Genomic DNA, 22,889 nt, shown 5'->3' on the forward strand with positions numbered 1-22,889 from the left:
ACCGCCCAGTTGGCAAACCCGTTTCGCTCATTTATTGTCAGACCCGGTCAGCCCTGACCGGATCACCTAATAAGGAGATTCTTATGAAGCACAGACATCAACCCGTGTGGCGAGTTAGTATGGCGATGGGAACGGCCGTTCTCATCTTCCTCGCCCTATTCGCGGCCCTGAACGCCAACGTTCTTGCCGCTCCTGACGACGGCAGCTACCAGGCCTTGCCTTTTAGCCAAGACTGGACGGATACCAGTCTCATCACTACGAATGATGACTGGTCAGGTGTGCCTGGGATTATTGGTTATCGGGGCGATGGTTTGGCAACCACCACTGGCGTTGATCCGCAAACCATCCTTGTCGATGGGACAACAACGCCGATAGACGTAAACGCCAACCAAACAAACCCCAATACCTTTACCACTGGCGGTGTTACCGAGTTTGAGATTGCTGATCCCGTAGTAGCCTTACAAGGATCGGGAACTGCACGCGCCCCATTCCTACTCGTTCATCTGATACCACCGGCCTGAGTAATATCCAGGTGGCCTATAATATTCGCGATATAGATGGTTCTGCGGACAATGCCATTCAGCCGGTGGCTCTGCACTATCGCGTGGGCGACAGCGGTGACTTCACCAATTTACCTGACGGCTTTGTAGCGGACGCTACCACCGGCCCTAACCTGGCCGATCTGGTGACGCCCGTATCCGTAACGCTGCCATCTGCAGCTAACAACCAGAGCATTGTACAGATACGCATTATGACAGCCGATGCCCCGGGCGCTGACGAGTGGGTGGGCATTGACGACATATCCATCACCGCGGACCCGGCTGAACCGGAGTTGGCAATCAGCAAGATCGTGGACCCGGCAACGGCCGTTCCCTTCCAAAGCCCCGTCACATATACTGTTGTGTTGCAAAATAACGGCGGCATGGCAGATACGGCCGTTCTCTTCACCGACACCCTGCCCATCTCCACCACCTTTGGCGCGTGGGTAGAACAACCGGCCGGCGCTTCCGAAGCCGGTAACGAAATCACCTGGTCCGGTACCGTCACCAACGGCGAGTCCATCACCTTCACCTTCACCGCCGACCAGACCGGAGACTACGGCGACACCATCACCAATACCGCCGAATACAGCGGCACAACCACCACCGGAACCGCCCAGGCCGCCTTCACCGTCGAATCGCTGGAAGGCGACATCACCTTTGTCTACTACGACCTGGAAGACGTGGTGCAGCCCGGCGAAGGTGTATTCCTGGCTGGTGATTTCAATGGCTGGAACCTTACCAGCACGCTCATGACGGCTGACGCCGCCAACAATGTCTTCACAGTTACCCTGACGGCCGTACCCGCCGGAACCTACGAATATCTTTACCTGGTTTATACAGACACCGTGCCCACCGGCGCGCCAAGTTACAACTTACTCAGTACCAACAACCGTTCTTATACCGTCGCCGGCACGGCCACCGTGAACGATTACCGCAACGTCGTCATCGGGTGGGCCAACCTGCAATGGCCGCCCACCCTGGAAACGGATATGGGTGTGGCGACGGACAATGTATACGGCCGTGTTTTCGTCAATACTGTCACCAATCCGCCCGGTGAAGGGCGCGGCCTCAAAGCCCAGGTCGGTTTTGGCGGCAGCGCTAACCCCGCCGCCTGGACCTGGTTCCCCATGGTTTACAACGTGGACGATTTCGACAATGACGAATTTGTCGGCGTTATGACCCCCACTCTGAGCGGCGTCTACTCCTATACCACCCGCTTCGATGGCAATTGGGGCAGCGGCAATCCCAATGCCGCCTGGACCTACGGCGACCTGAACGGTATCCCCTTTAGTCTGGATCAGACCGGCGTCCTCACCGTCAACTTCGCCGCCGTGCCCATCGCTACCGCCCGTGCCGGCAACTTGGGTGAAATCTTTGCCGTTGAAGGCGTTGTCACCTACGTGCCCGGCACGTTCAACGCCCAGGGCTGGGCGCTGCAAGACGCCAGCGGCGGTATTGGCGTGTTCGACAACGCGCTGGTTCCAGCCGTAGATTATGGCGATACCGTGCAGATCATCGGCGTCCGCGGCGCGTTTAGCGGCGAAGAACAGCTGACGGCCCTCAGCTTCTTCAACAATGTTGGCCCTGGCCCCGAAGTGACCCCCATTATCACCACCACCGGCAGCCTGGCGGCCGGCAGCGGTGAAGGCTGGATTGTGGAAATCCAGGGGACCATTTCCAGCCTGCCGGCCTGCACCGGCAACTACCAATTCCTGGTAGATGACGGCTCCGGTCCGGTGACCGTCTTTGTAGACGCCGACACCGGCGTGAACGTGTGCAACCTGGGCGCGGCCAACGGCGAAGAGATTCGCGTTGTTGGTTTTGCCACCCAGTTCAACGCCCTCAACGAAGTGAAACCGCGCCGCCTGAGTGACGTGCAAGTGCTGCTAGACGCCCCCGTCGTCCTGAATACCGTCCCGGCCAACAACGCCACCGGCGTCGCCACGGATGCCACCATCACCATTCAGTTCAGCGAACCGGTGACGGTTACGGCCAACTGGTTCAACCTGAACTGTTCGCTGAGTGGTCTCATCGGCGGCGCGACTACTCCGGCCGGCCCGACCAGCAGCTACACCATCACGCCCGCCAGCAGCTTTGTTAACGGCGACTTGTGCAGTGTAACGGTATTGGCCGACCAGGTGACCAACGGCAGCAGCCAGACCATGGTGGCGAACTATAACTTCAGCTTCCTGGTCGGTTCGCTGCCATTTGGCGTTTGCGGCGACTCGGCTGTTCCGATCAACTTTGTGCAAGGCAATGGCCTGGTCTCGCCGCTGGTTGGAACCAGCGTGGTGGTGGAAGGAGTCGTTGTCGGCGACCATCAGGCAACCCTGAATGGCTATTATATTCAGGAAGAAAACGCCGATTTCGACGATGATCCGATGACTTCGGAAGGCATCTTCATCTATGATCCAGACAACACGCCGGCCGTTAACAACGGCGATGTGGTGCGCATTCAGGCTACCGTGGCCGAGTTCCGCGGGCTGACCCAACTGCAAACCCTCAGCAACATCAGCGCCTGCGGGACAGATGTTGTCACCCCTACCGTCGTCACCCTGCCGCTGGCCGAGGCCGACGATTGGGAATGGTACGAGGGGATGCTCATTGCCATTGAAGATGAGCTGACAGTGACCAACAACTTCTATCTGGGTCGTTTTGGGCAGGTGCGCCTGAGTATTGGCGACCGGTTGGCGCAGCCGACGAATGTGGTGGCCCCTGGGGCAACGGCCGTTGCCCTGCAAGACCTCAACAACCGCAGTTCCGTCACCCTTGACGACGCCAACCCATCATCCAACGTAGACCCGATTGTCTTCCCCAATCCGCAGCTCACCTTCACCAACACCCTGCGCGGCGGCGACCTGGTCCCCGGCGGCATTGTCGGTGTGGTGGACCATTACAACAACGACGCCTCCGACGATTACCGCGTCTTCCCAGCGCAGCCAGTGGTGTTTGAACACGCCAATACGCGCCCAGCCATGCCCATTGATGTGGGCGGCACGCTGCGGGTAGCCAGCTTCAACGTGCTGAACTACTTCACCACCCTGGATACCGGAGCGCCGATTTGTGGTCCGCAGCAAAATATGGGCTGCCGCGGCGCCAACACAGCGCTGGAATTCCAACGGCAGCGGGTCAAAATTATCAATGCTATTGTTGCCCTGGACGCTGACATTGTTGGCCTGATGGAAATGGAAAACCATTTCCAGGATGCGGCGCTGCAAAACCTGGTGCAAGGGTTGAATGACGCCGCCGGCGCCGGTACGTATGCCTACATCAACACCGGCGTCATCGGTACAGACGCCATCAAAGTGGCGCTGATTTACCAGCCAGCCAACGTCACCCCCGCCGGCGCATATGCCATTCTGGACAGCGCGGTGGACCCAACCTTCATTGATACACTGAACCGGCCGGTGTTGATCCAGACCTTTGCCGAAAACGGGACGGGCGAACTGGTAACGGTAGCCGTCAACCACTTGAAATCCAAAGGCTCGGCCTGCGCCGACGACCCAGACACGGGTGACGGCCAGGGCAACTGCAACCTGACGCGCACGGACGCTGCGACAGCGCTGGTGAATTATCTGGCGACAGACCCCACTGGCAGCGGCGAAGCGCGTTATCTGATCATCGGCGACCTGAATTCTTACGCTCTGGAAGACCCCATCGTGGCGATTGAGAGCGCCGGATATACCAACTTGATCGCCCAGTTCCAGGGACCGGATGCGTATGGCTATACCTTTGAAGGGCAGTGGGGGTATCTGGACCACGCCCTAGCCAGCGCGGTGCTGACGCCGTTTGTCACAGGTGCGGGCGGGTGGCATATCAATTCTGATGAGCCGGTAGTCTTAGATTACAACATGGAGTTTAAGACAGCCAATCAGCATGTGATTTTGTTTGGCGAAGAAGCATACCGCGCCTCTGATCATGATCCCGTGTTGATTGGGCTGGACCTGACGGCCGTTGTCGTCACCCCCACCATCACCATCCTGACTCCCACCAACGGACAGGTGTACACCAGCACCAACGGCACGGCCGTTGACGTTTCCATCGTCATCACCACCACCGACTTTGCCATCCCGGCCGATGGCCACTGGCATTTGTGGGTGGATGGCGTGGATACCGGCCCGGTGCTGGGCTACACGGCCACGGTGGCCCTGCTGCCCGGCGCGCATGTCATCACCGCCGAACTGAACAGCCCAACGCACGTCTCGCTGGGCATTTCCGACTCGGTGACGGTGACGATGAACGTGGTTTACACCCTCTACCTGCCGGTGATTATGAAGCCGTAAGCTGTAGGCTGTAGGCCGTAAGCTGTAGGCTGTAGGCGGGACACATACAGAAGCAGGGCACGAATTGAGATTCCATCTCTCTTTCGTGCCCTGTTTTTGTGTGGCGGTTCTGGTTGACTGACAAAACTCGGCATGGTTCATCGAGAATGAACCATGCCAAAAACTCATATTCAGCCCATTTGGCGCAAGACGACATTTTCTCCGCGCCATCTCGCCCAACAAACGCCTGTCCGGGCAAAGAAGAGAGCGAGACAGGCGGGGGCGAGGCATTGGTGATGGGCAAAGATGCTGCCCCGCCTGTCCCGCCCCTACCTGCTCATTTTGAAACACACCCCTTAACAATTTCATAACCAAATCACCCTTTACGAAAGGGCGTGTCGCCCATACAATTCGTTCGGCTTCTTTTTTTGGAGCCTCCTTCCACATTGCCCGCGGCGGTGCCGCGGGCAAAAAACAGACACCCTGTGTCGTCTGAAAATTCACCAGTCATTTTGCAGGATAAATCTAAATCAAGGAGTCGTCACGTTGAAAAAGCGCTTGTTTTTCATGTTGTTTTGCTGTGTGTTGTTAGGTCTTATCATGACGGGGCAGTCGGGGGGAACGGCCGTTGCCGCCCCAGACGCCCCGTTTGCCACCATTTTTAGTGAAGGGATGTATGATGGAACCGGTGGCTCAAACGGCGACTCAATTGCCGTGCATGAGAGCAATAACCGCTTTGTCAATGATGTTTTGACAATGAGCGGCACAGGTGACATGCGCAATAATTTACCTTCCGGTTATTCTGGTGCGTCCGGAACCTGGAACACAATGTTAAACACTTCTGGAGAGTATTTTCAGATCGCCGATATCAATACGACAGGATATACCAATCTTACCCTATCATTTGGCGTAAGGAAGAGTACAAATGCCGAAAATGGGTCTGGACTAACTGTTACCGTGAGCAGTGATGGAATCAACTGGACAAACCTTACCGTGCCTGCTTTGCCTACTGGAACTGGTACGGCAATCTGGCATTACCGAACCGCCAGCGGTGCGATACCGGCAACGGCAAACTTGCGCATCCGATTTACCAGTTCCAACGCGGTAGAATGGCGTATTGATGATGTCTTATTAGAAGGAGATTTTAGCGGCGGCGACACACCGCCAACCGTCAGCAGCACCAACCCGGCCAACAACGCCACCAGCGTGGCCGTCAACGCCGACCTCAGCGTCACCTTTAGCGAGCCGGTGACCGTGAGCGGCAGTTGGTTCGAGATTAATTGTGTAACCAGCGGCGTGCGGAATGTGGGGAACACGGCCGTTACCGGCGGCCCCACCACCTTCAGCCTCAACCCCGCCACAGATTTCGCCGCAGGTGAACCCTGCACTCCCACCATCATCGCTGCCCAGGTAACCGACCAGGACAGCGATGACCCGCCGGACATCATGGCCGCCAACTATGTCTGGAGCTTCACCACCTACACACCACCGTCCAGCGTCACCAAAATTCATGCCATTCAAGGCAGCGGCAGCACCGCTGCTTCTGGCACGTTCACCATCGAAGCCATCGTCACCGGCGACTACCAGGGCGTGGCCGGCGTGGATGACTACAAGTTAGATGGCTTTTTTATCCAGGAAGAAGACGCCGACGCGGACGCCAACCCGGTCACTTCCGAAGGCATCTTTGTCTACTGCGCAACCTGTCCCACCGATGTCACCGTCGGCGATCTGGTGCAGGTGACAGGCGCTTCCAGCGAATACTTTAATATGAGCCAGTTGAACGCGACCACGGCCGGGGCCGTAACCGTCCTAAGCAGCGTAAATCCCTTACCCTCGCCAACGGCCGTTTCCCTCCCCATCCCCGGCGTTACAGCCACAGACCTGGCCGGGGCGCAGGCGCAAATCAACGCATACTTTGAGCCGTTTGAAGGGATGTTGGTGACGATTAGCCAAGAGCTAACCGTGACAGAGTATTTTGAACTATCTCGGTATGGGCAGGTGGTGCTGGCGCAAAACGGCCGTTTCCGCCAATTCACCGACGCCAATCCTCCCTCTGCAGCCGGTTATACCGCCCACCTCATTGACAAAGCGCGGCGCACCATCATCCTGGACGACGACAGCAACCAGCAAAACCACGCCTTGTTTCAGAATGCCCCCGTTTTCCACCCCACGCCCGGTTTCAGCATCACCAACTACTTGCGCGGCGGCGACACCATCGCCAATCTGACCGGCGTATTGCACTGGTCGTTTGCCGGACTGATCGGTACCGATGCCTGGCGCATCCGGCCAGTGACGAGCAATTTCAATTATAATTTTACGGCCGTCAATACCCGATCAACTTCTGCAAATGACGTGGGGGGAAATACGGCCGTTGCCAGCTTCAACGTCCTCAACTACTTCACCACCTTCAACGTGCGCGGCGCACATTCCGCTGCCGAACTAGACCGTCAGGCAGCCAAAATTGTGGCAGCCATTGAGGGGCTGAACGCTGACGTGATCGGCGTGATGGAGATTGAAAACAACAACGATGGGGCCATTGCCAACCTGGTCAGCCGCCTCAATGCCACAGCCGGCGCAGGGACGTATGCCTACATCCCCACTGGAACCGTAGGCACAGACCAGATCACCGTTGGCGTCATCTACAAACCAGGGCGTGTTACGCCAGTGGGTACGGCGCAAATTCTGACGGCCGCTGCCTTCACCGATCCCAACAACACCGGCACAGCGCGCAGCCGTCCGGCCGTGGCTCAAACCTTCGACACCATCATCACCGGCGAACGCTTCACTGTAGTCGTCAACCATCTTAAATCGAAGGGAAGCTGCCCTGCCAGCGGCGCAGATACCGACCAAAATGACGGCCAGGGCTGCTGGAACGACACGCGGCAAAAAGGGACCAGCTATCTGGTGAGCACCTGGCTGCCCACTCTGGCTGCCACCGTGGGCGATCCAGATTTCCTGATCCTCGGCGACCTGAACGCTTACCGCCGGGAAGAACCCATCACCAACATCGTCAACGCCGGGTACGCAGACTTGCTGGATGATTTACTGGGCGCACCGGCATATGGCTATGTCTTCGATGGGCAGCTTGGCTATCTGGACCACGCCCTGGCAAGTCCGACGTTGTACGAGCAAGTGACCGGCGTCACCGAATGGCACATCAACAGCGACGAAGTAAATTTGCTGGATTACAACGATACGCTACAAGATACCGGTGAAGCGAATTTCGACGTCAAACCAGCCGCTCTGCCGCTCTACGAAGCCAACGCCTACCGCTCTTCCGACCACGACCCGGTGCTGGTGGGCCTCTTCGACTACGACCTCAGCAGCGCCCCGGCCAGCTACGGCTACGCCTGGCACGCCCGCGGCGACATCCTACACCTGGGCAGCGAATGGTCCGCCGACCGGGGACCGGCCAATGACATCAGCGATGGCGTGGCGCGCACCCCCGGCGTGGCCTGGACACCCAACAGCGCCAATGGCTCAGTAGACGTGATCGTGGAAGGCGAAGTGTGCCAATCCAGAGACTGCTTCCTCAACGCCTGGGTAGACTGGAACAACAGCGGTGCATTTGACGCCGGTGAACAGATTTTCACCAATGAGGCCGTTGGCGAAGGGCAACAGACGTTGACCTTTGCCGTGCCGCCCGCGCCGGCCTGCTTCAGCAGCAACCCCTGCCGCGCCCGCTTCCGCCTGACAGAAACAGCCGATGACGGCACACGCGCCCCGGTAGCGGCCACCGGCCGGGCCACCACCGGCGAGGTGGAGGATTATGCCTGGAGTTTCACGCCAACGGCCGTTTCTCTGCAATCCTTCACCACCCAGCCCACACTCCTGGTCTGGCCGCTGCTGTTAACCGCCCTGCTAGGCATCGGCATCACCGCCTTCGCCCTGCGCCGCCGGGCAAGGTAACAGCCCATCGCCAGGCAATGGATAGAGACACGGATTGAACGGACTAGCAGGCTGTCCAATCCGTGTCATCCGCTTACCTATTTTTGCTCGCAGGGCATAAGACCTGCCCGGTTTTGGATTTTCCGGTAAACTTCCACTACTTGAGCCGTTTAAATAGAAGACTTCATGAGTGGCTTACCCACCACCATGAATGAAAACCCTGGGAGCGCAGGCGTCTCGCCTGCCAGGGCGGACGGGACGTCCGCGCTCCCGTTTACGAAGGAGAATTCCATGACCACAAACTATGAAGCATTGCTGGAAAAAGTGCATGAAATCAACGACCTGGGCAAAGCCCTGGCCGTACTCAGTTGGGACAAAGAAGTCAACATGCCCCCCGGCGGCCTCAGCGCCCGCATCCAGCAGATGACCACCCTCAACCGTTTCACCCACATCCTCAGCACGTCCGACGAGATGGGCGAGCTAATTGAAAACGCCGCCGCCGAATGCCAGGACGCCCCATACGACAGCATCGAAGCCAGCCTGATTCGCCTGCTGCGGCGCACGTATGAAGACGGCCGTAAACTACCACCCGAATTTGTCACCCGTTCGTCACAAGTCAGTGGGCAGGCCCATGCCGCCTGGGTACAGGCCCGCGCCAACAACCAGTTCGCCACTTTCCAGCCCTGGTTGGAGCAGGTGGTGGAACTATGCCAGGAGATGGCCGAGTTATACGGTTACGAAGACGAAAAATACGACGCCCTGTTGGATAAATACGAGTTTGGCATGAAGACAGCCGAAGTCCGGGCCATTTTCGGCGCCGTCAAAGCGGAGTTGGTCCCCTTACTCCAGGCGATTGTGGAACGGGGCACGGCCGTAGACGATAGCATCGTCCACCAGAGCTTCGACGTGGCTGCACAGCAGGAGTTCGCCCGCTACATCACCCAGGCCATCGGCTACGATTTTAGCCGCGGTCACCTGGGCACGGTGGTCCATCCCTTCGCCACCAGCTTCAGCCGCGACGATGCGCGCATCACCACCCGCTGGTATCCCGACTTCCTCAACCCCTCCCTGTTTGGCGCGCTGCACGAAGCGGGGCACGGCATGTATGAGCAAGGAACCCACCCGAACCTGGCGCGCACGCCGCTGGCGCGGGGCACGTCGTTGGGCATTCACGAATCGCAGTCACGCATGATGGAAAATCTGGTGGGGCGCAGCCGCGGCTTTTGGCGGGCGCATTATCCCAAGCTGCAAAGCTTGTTCCCGGCCCAGTTGGGCAGCCACACAGCCGAAGATTTCTACCGGGCGATCAACAAAGTCCAGCCCTCGTTCATCCGCGTGGAAGCCGATGAGCTGACCTACAATTTCCACATCATCTTGCGCTTTGAGTTGGAACAGGCCATGCTCAACGGCGACCTGGCGGCTAAAGATTTGCCGACCGCCTGGAACGCCAAAATGGAAACGCTGCTGGGCGTGACGCCGCCAACCGACAGCGAAGGCTGTCTGCAAGACGTGCATTGGACGCGCCCTGGGTTTGGTTATTTTCCGACGTATGCGTTGGGCAATTTATACGCGGCGCAGTTGTGGGAAACGGCCGTCACCCAAACCCCGGCCATCCTCGATGAATTAAACCAGGGCCAGACCACCAGCCTGCTGGCCTGGTTAGGCGAGAATATTCATCGGCACGGCCGTAAATTCACCCCCGGCGAACTGGTACAGCACGTCACCGGCCAGCCCCTCGGCCACGCCGCCTTCATGCGTTACGCCACGAACAAGTTCAGCGACTTGTACGGCTTGTAAGAAAAAGACGTCCGGCGTCCGGCCACCCACAGAGCCGCCGGACGCCGGACGCATCCCTATTCATGATCCGCACCAGAACCATCTGGCCCACTATCTGGCGGAGCGGGGAATTCAATGCGTACCCGCGTCACCGCCAGACGGTCAATATCCAACACCCGAAAAACAACATGCTCGCTGTAAACCACTTCGTCATTCACTTTTGCCGGTCGGCCCAATTTCGCCACAACCAGGCCACCAACAGTCTCCACATCCGGCAGTTCATCTTCCGCGCCTAAGAAGACCATCTCCATTAAATCATCCACCAGATAATCGCCAGCCGCTTCAATAACCCCCGGCGACAAAATCACAAGCGGCTCCCGCTCCAGATCAAACTCATCGCGCACCTCGCCGACAACCTCTTCCACCAGGTCTTCCAGCGACACAATACCGGCCATGCCGCCAAATTCGTCCAACACAACGGCCATGTGCAGACGCTGGCTCTTAAACGCCGCCAGCAATTTCTCCACCGGATAATCTTCCGGCACGGCCGGGGCCGAGCGCAAAATCAGGCGAATATCGAAACGGCTGTCCGGGCGCATGGTCTGGCGAATCAGGTCCTTCAGATGCACGATGCCGATGATGTGGTCTCGATCACTGTCGTACACGGGAAAACGGCTGTGGCGGCTTTGGGTGACAATGCGCAGCAGTTCGTCTTTGCCGATGTCCAGCGGGATGGCCTGCACCCGTGTGCGCGGTGTCATCACCTGCCCCACCAGTCGGTCGCTAAAATCAAAGATATTGCGGATCATCTCCTGTTCATCTTCATTCAACAGGCCACCCTCGGCGCTTTCTGTCACCAAAAGTTCGATTTCTTCCGGCGACAACACACGGGCGTGGCCCTCGGCCGGGGGGACTTTAAACACGCGCAGCAGCCAGGCGCCAATGCCATTCAACAGCCGCACCGGGATGATCAAGATTGTTTGCGCCACTTGCATTGGCCGCGCCACACGCAGCACTGTGTGGGAGGCGTTTTGCAAAGCCAGGGATTTGGGGACCATCTCGCCGAAGACCACGTGCAAATAGGTCATCAACGACAGCGCCACCACATAGCCAATGGAGTGAACCATCGCCTCGGTCGGCTGGAACCATAAACGGCTGATCCACGGCTCGATCAGGTGTGAAATTTGCGGCTCGCCATACATCGCCAGGCCCAAGGAAGCGATGGTAATGCCCAATTGGGCGGTAGCGATGTAGCGATCCTGCTTCACGCGAGAGTCCAGGACGCCCAACACAATCTGGCGCTCGCTGCCGGCCTGGACTGCGTTCATTTCCTCGAGTTGGGTGCTGCGCACGCCGATGATGCTAAATTCGGCGGTCACAAAAAAGCCGTTCAGCAGCACCAGCAGCAGGATCACCACAACAGGCAGCAGCACAGCGCCCAGGTTAAATGATTGCTGCTGTGGCGCAGCCGAGGCAAACAAGATGGCAACGCTCATACCGGGGATGGTCAGGGTGAGCAGCAAGAGCTTACTCATGGTCGGCCACCTCCCATTCGCTAAAGCCAGACATTTCGTCGAGGGGCGGAAGCTGCAAGGAGACCTCTGACACGCCCAAATCGGCCATCGCTTCGATGCGGATGGGTGTGTCGCCGACGACGACGACTTCATGCTCCACCGGCGGCCGACCGAGGACGCTAAAGACCAACCCGCTGAGGGTATCGGCCTCGGTGGGCAGGTTAAGTTCCAGGTATTCGTTGACGTCGGCCACCAGCAGGTCACCGCGGAGGTAGACACGGCCGTTTTGGTCCCGTGCGATCAGCGCCATTTCATCATCAAACTCATCTTGCAGCTCGCCAAAAATCTCCTCAATCAAATCTTCAAAGGTGATCAGCCCGGCCGTGCCGCCATATTCATCAAATACAATCGCCAGATATTTGCGGTCTACGTTCAGCTTTTGCCACAAGTCGGCCACCGGCATCGTCTCCGGCACGTAAATCACTTCGCGCAATACCGAACGCACATCGCCTTCGCCCGCCAGATAGAGGCGAAACAGGTCCTTGACGTGGACAAACCCGATGATCTCGTCAATGGATTTTTTGTAGATGGGAATGCGCGAGAAACCTTCGGCAATCGCCAGGTTGAGAACCTCTTCGATAGGGCTGTCGGCCGGGGCGCCCACCAACCGGGTGCGATGCACCATTACCTGCCGCGCATGGAGATCGCGCAGGCGGAAGGCGTTGCGCAGCATTTGCCGTTCTTCGTCGTCTAGCAGGCCACTTTCGTGGCTTTCTGTCACCAGCAGTTCGATCTCTTCCGCGGAGTGGGCCTGAATGCCCTCTTTGGGCCGGTGACCGATAATACGCAGCACCAGGTTGCCACTGCCGTTGAACAGCCAGATTAACGGCCGTAACAACACCAACGAGACGCGCATCGGTACAACAAGCGCCAGGGCAACGCTTTCCGGGTACTGAATGGCTACCGATTTGGGGAACAATTCGCCCAAAACCACTTGCAACATGGTAATCACGGCCAGCACCACCACAAACGCCAGCGATTGGGCGGCCGTTTCATTGCCGGCGATGAAGCCTAACGGTTCCACCAGATAACCGGCAATTACGTTCTGCCCGTAAGCGCCCAATACCAGCGAAGAGATGGTGATGCCGATCTGGCAGGCAGCCACATACGTGTCTATGGCGGCCGTGTCTTCCATAATGGGCCACAACATTTGGGCCATTTTGTTGCCGCTGCTCGCCAACTGGCTGATGCGCGTGCGGCGCGCCGACACGGTGGCAAACTCCGCTGCGACATACAAGCCGTTGATGAAAATCATCAGGGCAACGGCAGCAATAATGACAATAACTGTAGACATGTTCCTTTATCAGCCTGAATACGAAAGATAATGCGTGGGGGTATCGTCGTTAATTGTGACCACCCATGATTTTTGTCATGGACGAAACAGCGGCAGGCGGCAGCAAAATGCAAAACCTCCGGCTGCATTCAAAGTTTATTGCCAATCTTTGTCTGGAAGAGTACCTGGCAGGGTGAGGCGGTTCAGAAAGTGGTTCAGTCAAGACTGGCGCTCCCGGACAGCCCCGACAAAATGTTTGAGCATTGGTATGGTTTGAGCGGCGGATGTTTCCGTCATGGAATATTCGCGTTTAAGCGATTCTTTTTTTGCCGTCTGACCGCAAAAAAATCAGTATCAATCAACATTGCTAAGCATACGATTCAACATTTACCCTGTTGGGACTGTGAAAGATTATAAAACAGCGCCAGAGATTGGTCAACGTCTGTGGTTGGCGGCCGGCAATTCCCAACCTGACAACTTCGGCTAACCTCTGACCACCACCAAATTTACGCGAAAGCGTGCATAACACAATCTTTGCAGTTTTAGTACCATTTACTTTTTTCGGTATGGTTCACTTCTGCCGAAACGATCTTTACAATTTTATGTCATGCTGCGGCCCTCCTCAGCATCTCTTTGCACGAGGCTGTAGGGATTCTTCGCTCCGCAGGCTCCGCTCAGAATGACATATTCGGGGCAAATTTTGTTAAGGACATTTTTGTCTTTCTGAACATGGCAATTATTCTAATGCCAACATTAGATTGATACCAGCAGCACCAGGCCAGAAATATCGCCGAGCAGGTGCGCCAGCCAGACCACCCAAAGATTGTTGCGGCGGGCAAACATCACACCGTACAGGATGGAATCGAAAACTATCAGGCCGGTGTCCATTAAGACAACAAGCCCTGGCCCTGGGGCGAAATGCGCCAGCCCAAACAGGAGCGAAGCCACCCCCACTGCCGCCGGGATACCGATAAACGGAGTCAGCCGTCCCTGTATCAGCGTCCGATAAGTCATTTCCTCGCCCACCAGGGAAATTGCCAGCAGGGGCAGCAGTACACCCCAGGAAATACCAGTCTCAAACGGCAGGCGTGCCTGAACATGCGCCAGGAAAGCAGGGAAAAACGCTTTGGCCCACAAAACAGTCAGGGGTTGGATGACAAAGCCCAACAGGACGAACAAAACCCAGTTGGCGCGTAAATCGGCCCCAAAGGTACGGCCGTTGAAGCCCAATTCGCCCCAGGTACGCTGGCGTAGCTGACGTTCGATCAACAGGTACACGACCGGCAAGAGCGCAAAGAACGTCTTGGCCGAAGGAATGAGCAGCATTCCCAACAGGGTAACAGCAGTAACAGCAACGGTCTCGATAAGGATTCGATATTTTTTAATCAATCCACACTCCTTCTAGAATCTGCAATCAAATAATTCATCGTCCGGTTCCAGCACAATGACCTGGTTCAGGAAACTCGTCCCAAACCAGCCTGCCTTCAATGAATTCCTTCAAGGTTTGGGCAAAACGGGCGGCGGGAGCGCCGTCCACAATATCGTGGTCAAAACTGATGGTTATGCAAAGAACCTGGCGGGTTTCTACCACACCGTTGACCATTGCCAGCCGCTGTGCGATGCCGCCGAGGGTAATCTGAAGCGTATGGTTGGAAACCGGAATTCCCCATCCACCCCCCTGCCCAAACATACCCACCGAGGTCAGGGAGACCGTCCCGTTCATTTCCTTTAGCCAGTGTGGATTCTTGAACAAAATCCGCAAAAAGAGGCGCCTGATAAATCCGGGCAGCCAGACAAACCAGCCGATGAATTTTCCCTCTTTACCCTCGGCGTGATCGGCCTGGAATGCCCGAATTTCGTTGTGAATTTGCCGCAGCGTCTTTTTGTTCACGGCGCGGATGATGTGGGGGCGAATAATTTTTTGACCAGCCACTTCGACTTCAAACATTGTGTTGACATCTACATCGTCAAAGATGATCAGTTTTCCCCGCCAGGTGCGGTAAGCCTGTATAGATTTGTCTTTGTCAATCGCCCGACCCAGGCCGGCTATGATAACGGCCGTAAAAGAGATTCCCTCGCCGGTCTGGGTGCGATGTTCATGAATCAACCGGCGCGCCTCGGTGACGTCCATCTCGAACAGGCCGTGGACAAGGTGTTTCTGGCGGCCCAGCCGCCCGCCATCTTCCATCAGACGGCGGATTTTGGGGAAAGGAAGAACCTGGTAATTTGCGTTTGTCATGCTTATGCTCCCAAATAGTGTCTGACGATTTTGACGGCGCTGCCCACGCCATCTTCCCTGCGGATGGCTCGCCCGACAGCTTCCGCCCGCTGCTTCATCACCGAATCGGAAACCGCGCTGTGAATGGCTTGCGCCAATTTGGCGGACGTCAACCTGTTGGCTCTGATCGGCTCCGGCCCCGCGCCCAATCCGCGGACTCGCTTGCCCCAGAAAAGTTGGTCCACGATGAAGGGGACAATCACGCCGGGCGCGCCGGCGCGCAGCCCCTCCGCCGTCGTCCCCGCGCCGCCGTGGTGAACAACCACCGACATGCGCGGAAACAGCCAGCCATGCGGCGCCGCGCCCAGAATAAATACATCCTGTGGTACATTCAGCACATTCATGCCGCCCCATCCGGTGGCAAGAATGCCTCGCTGGCCGCTCTTTGCCAGGGCTTCCAGCACAATTCCTGCAAAGTGCTGCGGGTTGCGCCCCGCCATGCTGCCAAATCCGACATAAACCGGCGGTTTGCCCCGACTGAGAAACGCTTCCAATTCGGCGGGTGGCTGCCAGGTGGCTTGCGCCGCCTGAAACCAGTACCCGGTAAGATGCACATTTCCCGGCCAATCCCTGGGCTGGGGGATGACTGACGGACTGTAAGCGCCTAACAGGGGCACGGAGGTCAGGACGCGCTGAAAATCGGCGCTGTGCAACGGCCGTAATCCAAATCGTTGGCGAAATTGGTTGACAAACGGCCGATACCACTGCCAGATGACCGCCATCATGGCAAACCCGGAGAGGCGGTTGTGCAGCCTGCCTAAATCCTTTTGTATAGGCCAGCCAGGAGCGGGAAAATCCCCTGTCGGCAGTACCGGGGTCGGCTCGACCAGGATGAGCGGAATGCCGCGTATCTCAGCAATCGTTTGCCCGAAGGGAGCGAATACGGCCAGGGTGATGAGCGCATCGGCATGGCGGCACGCTTCCAATACGTCTTCCGCCATTTGCAGCGCAATTGGCCCCAGCATTTTGCGCATGGCAAGGATGGATTGGAAGGGATTGGCGCCACCCGTTTCCATATACTTTTGCCCCGTTTCGCCCGCCATGATTTGCTGCACGTCCCCGCGCAGGGGATGGAAGGGCAGCCCTTCCCCCTGAATCAGAGCGGCAAAGTTCTGTGGAGACGCCAGCAGGACATGCAAACCAGCCTGCTGCAAGCCCTTGCCTAACCGGATGCAGGGCTGAACGTCACCCTGGGAACCTGCGCCGAAGATGGTAACGCGCATTTGTAATCAACTCCTCTCATTCGGTCCATCCGAATCATCGCTCATAAAATCCTTGGTGAATATGTTGACAGTATAGAGCGAAAAAGGGGGATGGTCGCCTACCGAAGGGTAGGGTTGAGGGTAGGTTTAGAGGCAGGTTTGGCGGTTGGAAAGTTGGCTAGATAGCTGAATAGTAGTTGGCAAACAAAGCAACAAACTACTCAACCAATTCCAATTCTCGGGCGCGAACGATGGCCTGGGCGCGGTTGCTGGCCCCTAATTTTTGCAAGATGTTGTGGACGTGCCACTTGGCCGTGCCGGGGCTGATGAACAGTTCGTCGCCGATTTCCCGATTAGACAGCCCGGCGCAGAGCAGGCGCAGGACATTGGTTTCCTGTTCGCTCAGAGCGTCGGGAGGGGCTGGGATAACGGCCGTTCCCCCCAATTCACCCTGCAAAGCGGCCAACAACTCGTCTACAAACGATGGGGCAGCGAGGCGGACAGAGGGCAGCAGGGCAGCCAGCGGCGCGCCTTCGTCCAAAAAAAGGCGCAGAAACCGCTCCGGCGCGGCCAACTGGAGGGCCTGGGAGAGGATGGCAACGGCCGTTCCTCGCTCCCCTTCGGCCTGCGCAATCAGCGCCAGCAAAATCAACGTCTCAATGTGCGTCCGCTGACGGCCGTCGGTCGTCGCTTTCTGCTGTACCGAGAGAATGAGGGATTTCGCCTGCGCCAGATCGCCGTGCGCCAGGAAGACCCGCGCCAGGGTCAGCGCCACAAACGCATCTGGCGACGGCGTGGGCGCAGCCTGATACGCCATCGCCCATTCCGCTGCCGCCTGTTTTTGGCCTAACCGCAGCTGCAAGCGGGCCAGGTGGGCGGCGGCCAACGTGGACAGACGCGGCATCCCATAGGTTTGCACAATGGCGGTTGCTTCCTGAATAGCGGCAAAGGCGCCGGACAGATTGTTTTGCGAGGTGCGCAGGCGCGTCAGGAAAGACAGCCCCCATACCACGTTGTCCGACACACTGCCCTGACGGGCCAGGGCGATGCCATCCTGCATAAGTTCTTCAGCGGCACTCAACTCATTGCGCTCCAGGGCAATCCCGCCCAAAATAACCCTGGGCAGCCCTAGCAAGGCCAGCCCCTCCCGTTCCGCTACCTGCTCTGCCTGGCGGCAGGTTTGCTCGGCCAGCGTCAGCTGCCCCTGCGCGAGCTGCATCTGCGCGGCGGCGCAGCGGGCGTGGACTTCCAGAAAAAACACCCCTGCCGCCTGCGCTGTATCGGCTGATTGTAAATAGTTTTGTACAGAGCGCTCGGTTGCGCCGGAGAGTTCATAGGCCAGCCCCAGACTGTAAAAAGCGCGGGCGTGGGGCAGGCGATTGTCCGGTGCGAGGTGCGCCTGGGCGAAGGTTGTCTGCTCAACGGCTTGCGCCACATCCCCGCGCACGGCGGCGATGGCGCCGCGATAGAGGGCGGCCAGCGCCAGCAGCTGTCCCGTAACGGCCGTTTCTGGCACGGTTTTGACGGATTGCTCCGTCTGGTCAATATACCTTTCCGCCAGATCATAACGCTTTGCCAGGTAAAGAATGCGCGAGGCTTGCAGGCTTAACTGCGGACGGCTTTGCAGGGTTTGGAGCGGCAGCCCGTCCAGCCAGGACGTGAGCAAGGCCACGTGGCCGCCCGACCATGTCGTATCATTCAGCAAGGCTCGCTCGATGACAGCGGCGGCAAAATCAGTGTCGCCGCTGGCCAGGGCATAACGCACCGCCTCAAAGATCAGCTCATTGGCCTCATGCCACAGGGCGGCTTTTTGGTAAAGCGCCGCGACTTCGGACCTGTCCAGTCCGGCGCGCAAATAATCGGCAAAAAGATGGTGGTAGCGGAACCAGTCGCGGGCGTCGTCCAGGGGGATGAGGAAGAGGTTGGCCTGCTCCAGCCGCTGCAAAATAGCCTGGCTGTTGGGGCGACCGGTAAGGGATTGGCAGAGGGGGGCGTTGAAGCGGTCGAGAACGGCCGTTGCCCGCAAAAACTCACGTATCTCCACCGACTGCTGCCCCAATACTTCTTCCGCCAGATAGTCGAAGACATAGCGGTGGCTGCCGCCAAAAGCGCGGATGAACGCCTCGGTTTGGGCCGCGCTGCGCCCTTGCAAGGAGAGCGCCGCCAGCTGCAGGCTGGCAATCCAGCCCTCGGTGCGCCCTTCCAGCGCCGCCACCCAATCGGGCGGCAGATCTAACTGCATCGCCTGGTTGAAGAATCGAGTCGCTTCTTCGACAGTAAAGCGCAAATCCTGGGCGCGAACTTCCGTCATCTCGCCGCGCACGCGCAGACGGGGCAGCGGCAAGGGCGGGTCTTCGCGGCTGATGAGCAGCAGATGGCAGGCGGGCGGCAGATGTTCCAGCAGCAGGTTGAGCAGCTCGTGGCTGAGGGGTTGGCGGATTTTGTGGTAGTCGTCGAGAGCGAGGAGGAAACGGCCGTTGGTTCCCCCGGTCATCTCTTGCCCCATTTGCGCCAAATCATGGCATAAACCAGCGGCGATTTCCTCAATGGGCGGCAGGTGCGGTGCATCCAGGGCCGTCCGCAACTGGGCGCCGGCCCCATCCGCTGCTTTTTGCAGGGCCAGCAGCAGATAAGCGAGAAAACGGCTGAACTCATTGTCCTGCTCATCCAGAGAGAGCCAGGCGATGGGCAGCGCCGCCTGACGCACCCACTCAGCCGCCACCGTTGTCTTGCCGTAGCCAGCCGGGGCGGAGATGAGCGTCAATTTACGGCCGGTCAGTAAACCTTGCTGTAACCGTTCGCCCAGACGGGGCCGGGTCACCCCGTTCGGGCGCGCGAGGGGCAGGTGACATTTGGTGTGCAGAATCTGAGTCGCCATGCCTAAAGCATAAACGGGATACAGCTTTGCGGCAACATCACCCTTTGCGGCCTGCTATCATTTACTGAACCAGGCGAATCAGCAGGAAGATCAAGAAAGCCTCAGTATTTCATCTCGGCTAACCAGGAGGTGAGACGTTCTTCGCGGGCCTTGAGGTCGTCGCCCTCTTCATCGTATGCGCCAGCCAAATACTCTCCCGCAATTTTGCCATCGAACATGCACAGCACCCGCTCGGTTTTGGCGGCCACTTTGACATCATGCGTCACCAACAGGATCGTTGTGCCGCTCCGATGAATCTCAGCCAGCAGCCCCATGATTTCGTTGGCCGCTTTCGAGTTCAACGCGCCCGTCGGTTCGTCGCCAAAGATAATCTTGGGTTGCCTCATCAGGGCGCGGCAGATGCCCACCCGTTGGAGTTGGCCTCCTGAAACCTGGGTAATGTCCCGCTTCTCCAGTTCAGCGATGTCTGCTCTTTGCATGAGCGACCTGGCTTTGGTGACAACCTGACCGTTCTTTCCCCGCTGGTCACGCATGGACGGCAGGATGATGTTGTCGAGGATGTTGAGGTTTTTCAACAGCGTCGGCTGCTGAAAAACAAACCCCATTTTTGTGCGGCGGATGTCGGCCAGCTCATTTTCCCGGAGCGCGGCCAAATCCTGGCCGTCAAAGATCACTTTCCCCGCGTCCAGGCCATCCATGCCGCTCAGGGCAAACAGCAGCGTGGATTTGCCCGAACCGGATGGCCCCATCACCGCAACAAACTCGCCTTCATGAATGTCAACGGATACCCCGTCGAGAACGCGCCGCTTCTCCTCGCCCGCGCCAAACGATTTGACGATATTTTCGCCGGCAATTATCTTGTTCATGGTTTACTCCTTGATGTTTTCCGCTATCTTGATGCGTCCCGCATCCAATGTGCCGATGATTGTGGCCACCAACGTCGCCAGGAGCATCAGCAGGGGATAAATGAGATACGCCGTCAGTGGATTGACGGCAAATTCAAACGACGACGCGCCAAAAAAGGCGATCACCGCCCCCGCCAGCGCCTCGCCAAGCGTGTTAGCCAGGAACGCGCCGAGCAAAATGCCGATAATCAGAACAAAAACGGAACGGGCCACATACTGCGCCATAATGTCGTTATTGGTGAAGCCAAACGCCTTCATCACGGCAATGGCGTAGCGGTCTTTGACCACCAGCATACGCATGAACAGCAGGGTGACGAGCGCCGTGATGGACAGGGCCACGACAACGGCCGTTGCCGCCGCCAGGCCGATGGAATGGATGGTCGAGCCAAATGTCTGGGCAATAAACGCGTCAATGGCGGAGACTTTGGCAAAGGCAAACTTTGCCGCGTACTCGGCCGTTTTTGTTTCGATGAGGGATTTATCCACCAGATTCGCGCTGACGACGCTCCACATAATATCGGCCGAAGGGTCGGTAAAGACGGCCTTGGCGGTTTTGCCGCCGTTGGTCACGTCGGAATAGATGCCGCAAACGGTAAGATTTCTCTCCTGCCCGTCAATCATAACGGTAAGGAGATCGCCGATCTCTTTTCCCATCTCTCTGGCGTTCAGAACCGACAGCGCGATTTCATCTGCGGCGACCGGCGACCGGCCGGCCGAATAGTTGATAGGGAATACCGAGTGGTCGCCCAGTTCGACTTTTATCTGCCTTTCTGAGCCGTCAGCCATCGTTGTCCGGAAGGTTTGGGTGGTCAGCACAACGTACCTGGCGATGGCGATGTCGTTTTCCAGGGTGTGGGCAACGGCCGTTGCCTTTTCAGCAATCTCGTCCGTCTGTTGAATATCAACTCGCAGGTCGCTGTCGCCGATACCCATGTAGGCGATGAAGCCTTTGGCGGCAATGGTGTTGTGCAAATTCTGCGGCACGATGATGATAAAGGCCGCCGCCACCAGCACTGCCAGCATGGTGGCGTAGAGCCTCTTGCGGGCCAGAACATCCTTGACGCCGAGAAACAGATTCACGCCCATCAGCCTGATCTGGCTCAGGCGGAAATGGTTGGTCCCGGCCGATTTTTCCTGGGCGACGCCAAAGCGGATCGCCTCCGCCGGGGAGATGCGGCGAAAGCTCCCCAGGACGCCGTTCACATAGACGATAATTGCCAGGAACACCAGCAAGACGCCGATGCTGCCCAACAGTGGGGCCAGGGCAGCATTATCGCTTTCGCCCATGTAAAGTCGGATGTTTTCCAGAAGCATCCCCCGGAAGGCAAACGACAGAGCAAATCCGAGAATGCTGCCGACGGCGGTAATCGCCGCATATTTCGCCAGATAAATCTTCTTGATGTCGCCCACGCGCAGCCCAATGGCCTTCATCACGCCAATTTCGCGGTAATCTTCTTCGATTTTCGCCAGCAGCGTGAAGCGGATGCACATAAAGGCAATGACCACGACCAGGGCGCTGACCAGCAGAATCACGGCGATCATCAGCCCGTCGGAAAGAGCGTTGAGCATTCGGAAAAGCGGGTAAGTAATCGTCGGTCCGTTGGCGTCCAGTCCGGCGGCGGTGTAGGCGGCTTCAAATGCGCCCAGGGCGGAGGGGTCCGTTAATCTGAACTCAATCAGGTATTCCATACTGCCCAACGCTTTTAGTTCGGCGAACTCATTGGCGCTCACCAGAAACCGCTTTGAGGAGGCGAGCAGCGAGTTCATTTGCGAGTCACGCAAAAATCCGGCGACGGTGAACGGCTTGCCATACACCTCAACCGTGTCGCCGACTTTTGCCGAACCGTCCTGCATAGTACGCAGCGGCGCATAAACCTCCCCGTCGGCGACCTGGATCACGTTGCCATCAAGGTCGAGCAGGTAATCGAATGTTTCGCTTTGAACAGAGAAGCCGTTGTCCTGCACGCTTCCCGCCAGAGAATGCCCGGCGACAACGATCTGCGCGTTGTCCACATTGAGAAATTCAACCACCTGGAACGCCTCGATGTCGTCGCGCTGCGCCGCAAAAGCCAGAAGCCGCGCCTGGTCCAGTTCGCCCGAATGCATCTGCATAAAATGGGGGGTTTTGGCCCGCGTCATCAGCGTATCTATGGCCCCGGAAAGATTGACGATGAGGATGGCCGCCAGCGAGACCAGCATGGCCGCCGCAGCGACAAAGATCATGGTTGTGAGGGTAATCGCTTTATGCTTTCGCGCATCATTGCGGATTATTCGGTAATACATGATTGACCTCTTGAATAGCTGGAGCAAG

The 22,889-nt window shown here is 57.8% G+C and carries 12 protein-coding genes; 4 read left to right on the plus strand and 8 right to left on the minus strand.

Annotated features, from left to right (window positions below; translation table 11 throughout):
* Positions 1–83: 83 nt before the first annotated feature.
* The 4 genes from IPM39_01365 to IPM39_01380 all read left to right on the plus strand — a co-directional run bounded on the left by IPM39_01365 (position 84) and on the right by IPM39_01380 (position 10,489).
* The gene (locus IPM39_01365; protein MBK8984724.1) at positions 84–521 is read left to right on the plus strand and encodes a hypothetical protein; all 438 of its coding nucleotides are present in this window, start codon (positions 84–86) and stop codon (positions 519–521) included.
* Between the two features lie 11 nt (positions 522–532).
* Positions 533–4,825 carry an ExeM/NucH family extracellular endonuclease gene (locus IPM39_01370; protein ID MBK8984725.1) on the plus strand — a complete coding sequence of 1,431 codons (4,293 nt, stop codon included), beginning with the start codon at positions 533–535 and terminating at the stop codon, positions 4,823–4,825.
* A gap of 525 nt (positions 4,826–5,350) precedes the next feature.
* Entirely contained in the window at positions 5,351–8,713 is a 3,363-nt protein-coding gene (locus tag IPM39_01375) for an ExeM/NucH family extracellular endonuclease (protein MBK8984726.1), read from the plus strand.
* Positions 8,714–8,983: 270 nt separating this feature from the next.
* Entirely contained in the window at positions 8,984–10,489 is a 1,506-nt protein-coding gene (locus tag IPM39_01380) for a carboxypeptidase M32 (GenBank protein ID MBK8984727.1), read from the plus strand.
* A gap of 56 nt (positions 10,490–10,545) precedes the next feature.
* Here the strand turns inward: IPM39_01380 and IPM39_01385 are convergent, their stop codons facing one another.
* The 8 genes from IPM39_01385 to IPM39_01420 form a co-directional block, all read right to left on the minus strand.
* The gene (locus IPM39_01385; GenBank protein ID MBK8984728.1) at positions 10,546–12,003 is read right to left on the minus strand and encodes an HlyC/CorC family transporter; all 1,458 of its coding nucleotides are present in this window, start codon (positions 12,001–12,003) and stop codon (positions 10,546–10,548) included.
* Positions 11,996–13,336 (minus strand): HlyC/CorC family transporter, encoded by a 1,341-nt coding sequence (locus tag IPM39_01390; GenBank protein MBK8984729.1) that lies wholly within the window; start codon positions 13,334–13,336, stop codon positions 11,996–11,998. Before IPM39_01390 ends, IPM39_01385 begins: the two co-directional genes overlap by 8 nt.
* 732 nt (positions 13,337–14,068) lie before the next feature.
* Entirely contained in the window at positions 14,069–14,704 is a 636-nt protein-coding gene (locus IPM39_01395) for a CPBP family intramembrane metalloprotease (GenBank protein MBK8984730.1), read from the minus strand.
* A gap of 34 nt (positions 14,705–14,738) precedes the next feature.
* Positions 14,739–15,554, minus strand: a complete 816-nt coding sequence (locus tag IPM39_01400) for a 2-oxo acid dehydrogenase subunit E2 (protein MBK8984731.1) — start codon at positions 15,552–15,554, stop codon at positions 14,739–14,741.
* A 2-nt stretch (positions 15,555–15,556) separates the two neighbouring features.
* A complete protein-coding gene (locus IPM39_01405; protein ID MBK8984732.1) occupies positions 15,557–16,816 on the minus strand; it encodes a glycosyltransferase family 1 protein in 1,260 nt (419 codons plus the stop codon).
* 196 nt (positions 16,817–17,012) lie between these two features.
* Positions 17,013–19,673, minus strand: coding sequence for a hypothetical protein (locus IPM39_01410; GenBank protein ID MBK8984733.1), 2,661 nt, complete (start codon positions 19,671–19,673; stop codon positions 17,013–17,015).
* A gap of 101 nt (positions 19,674–19,774) precedes the next feature.
* Positions 19,775–20,539: an ABC transporter ATP-binding protein gene (locus tag IPM39_01415; GenBank protein ID MBK8984734.1), complete on the minus strand. Its 765-nt coding sequence runs from the start codon at positions 20,537–20,539 to the stop codon at positions 19,775–19,777.
* Between the two features lie 3 nt (positions 20,540–20,542).
* Complete coding sequence (locus IPM39_01420; GenBank protein ID MBK8984735.1) at positions 20,543–22,861, minus strand: ABC transporter permease; 2,319 nt, start codon at positions 22,859–22,861, stop codon at positions 20,543–20,545.
* Positions 22,862–22,889: the final 28 nt, after the last annotated feature.

Source organism: Candidatus Leptovillus gracilis (genome assembly GCA_016716065.1).
In the GTDB taxonomy this organism is placed as follows: domain Bacteria; phylum Chloroflexota; class Anaerolineae; order Promineifilales; family Promineifilaceae; genus Leptovillus; species Leptovillus gracilis.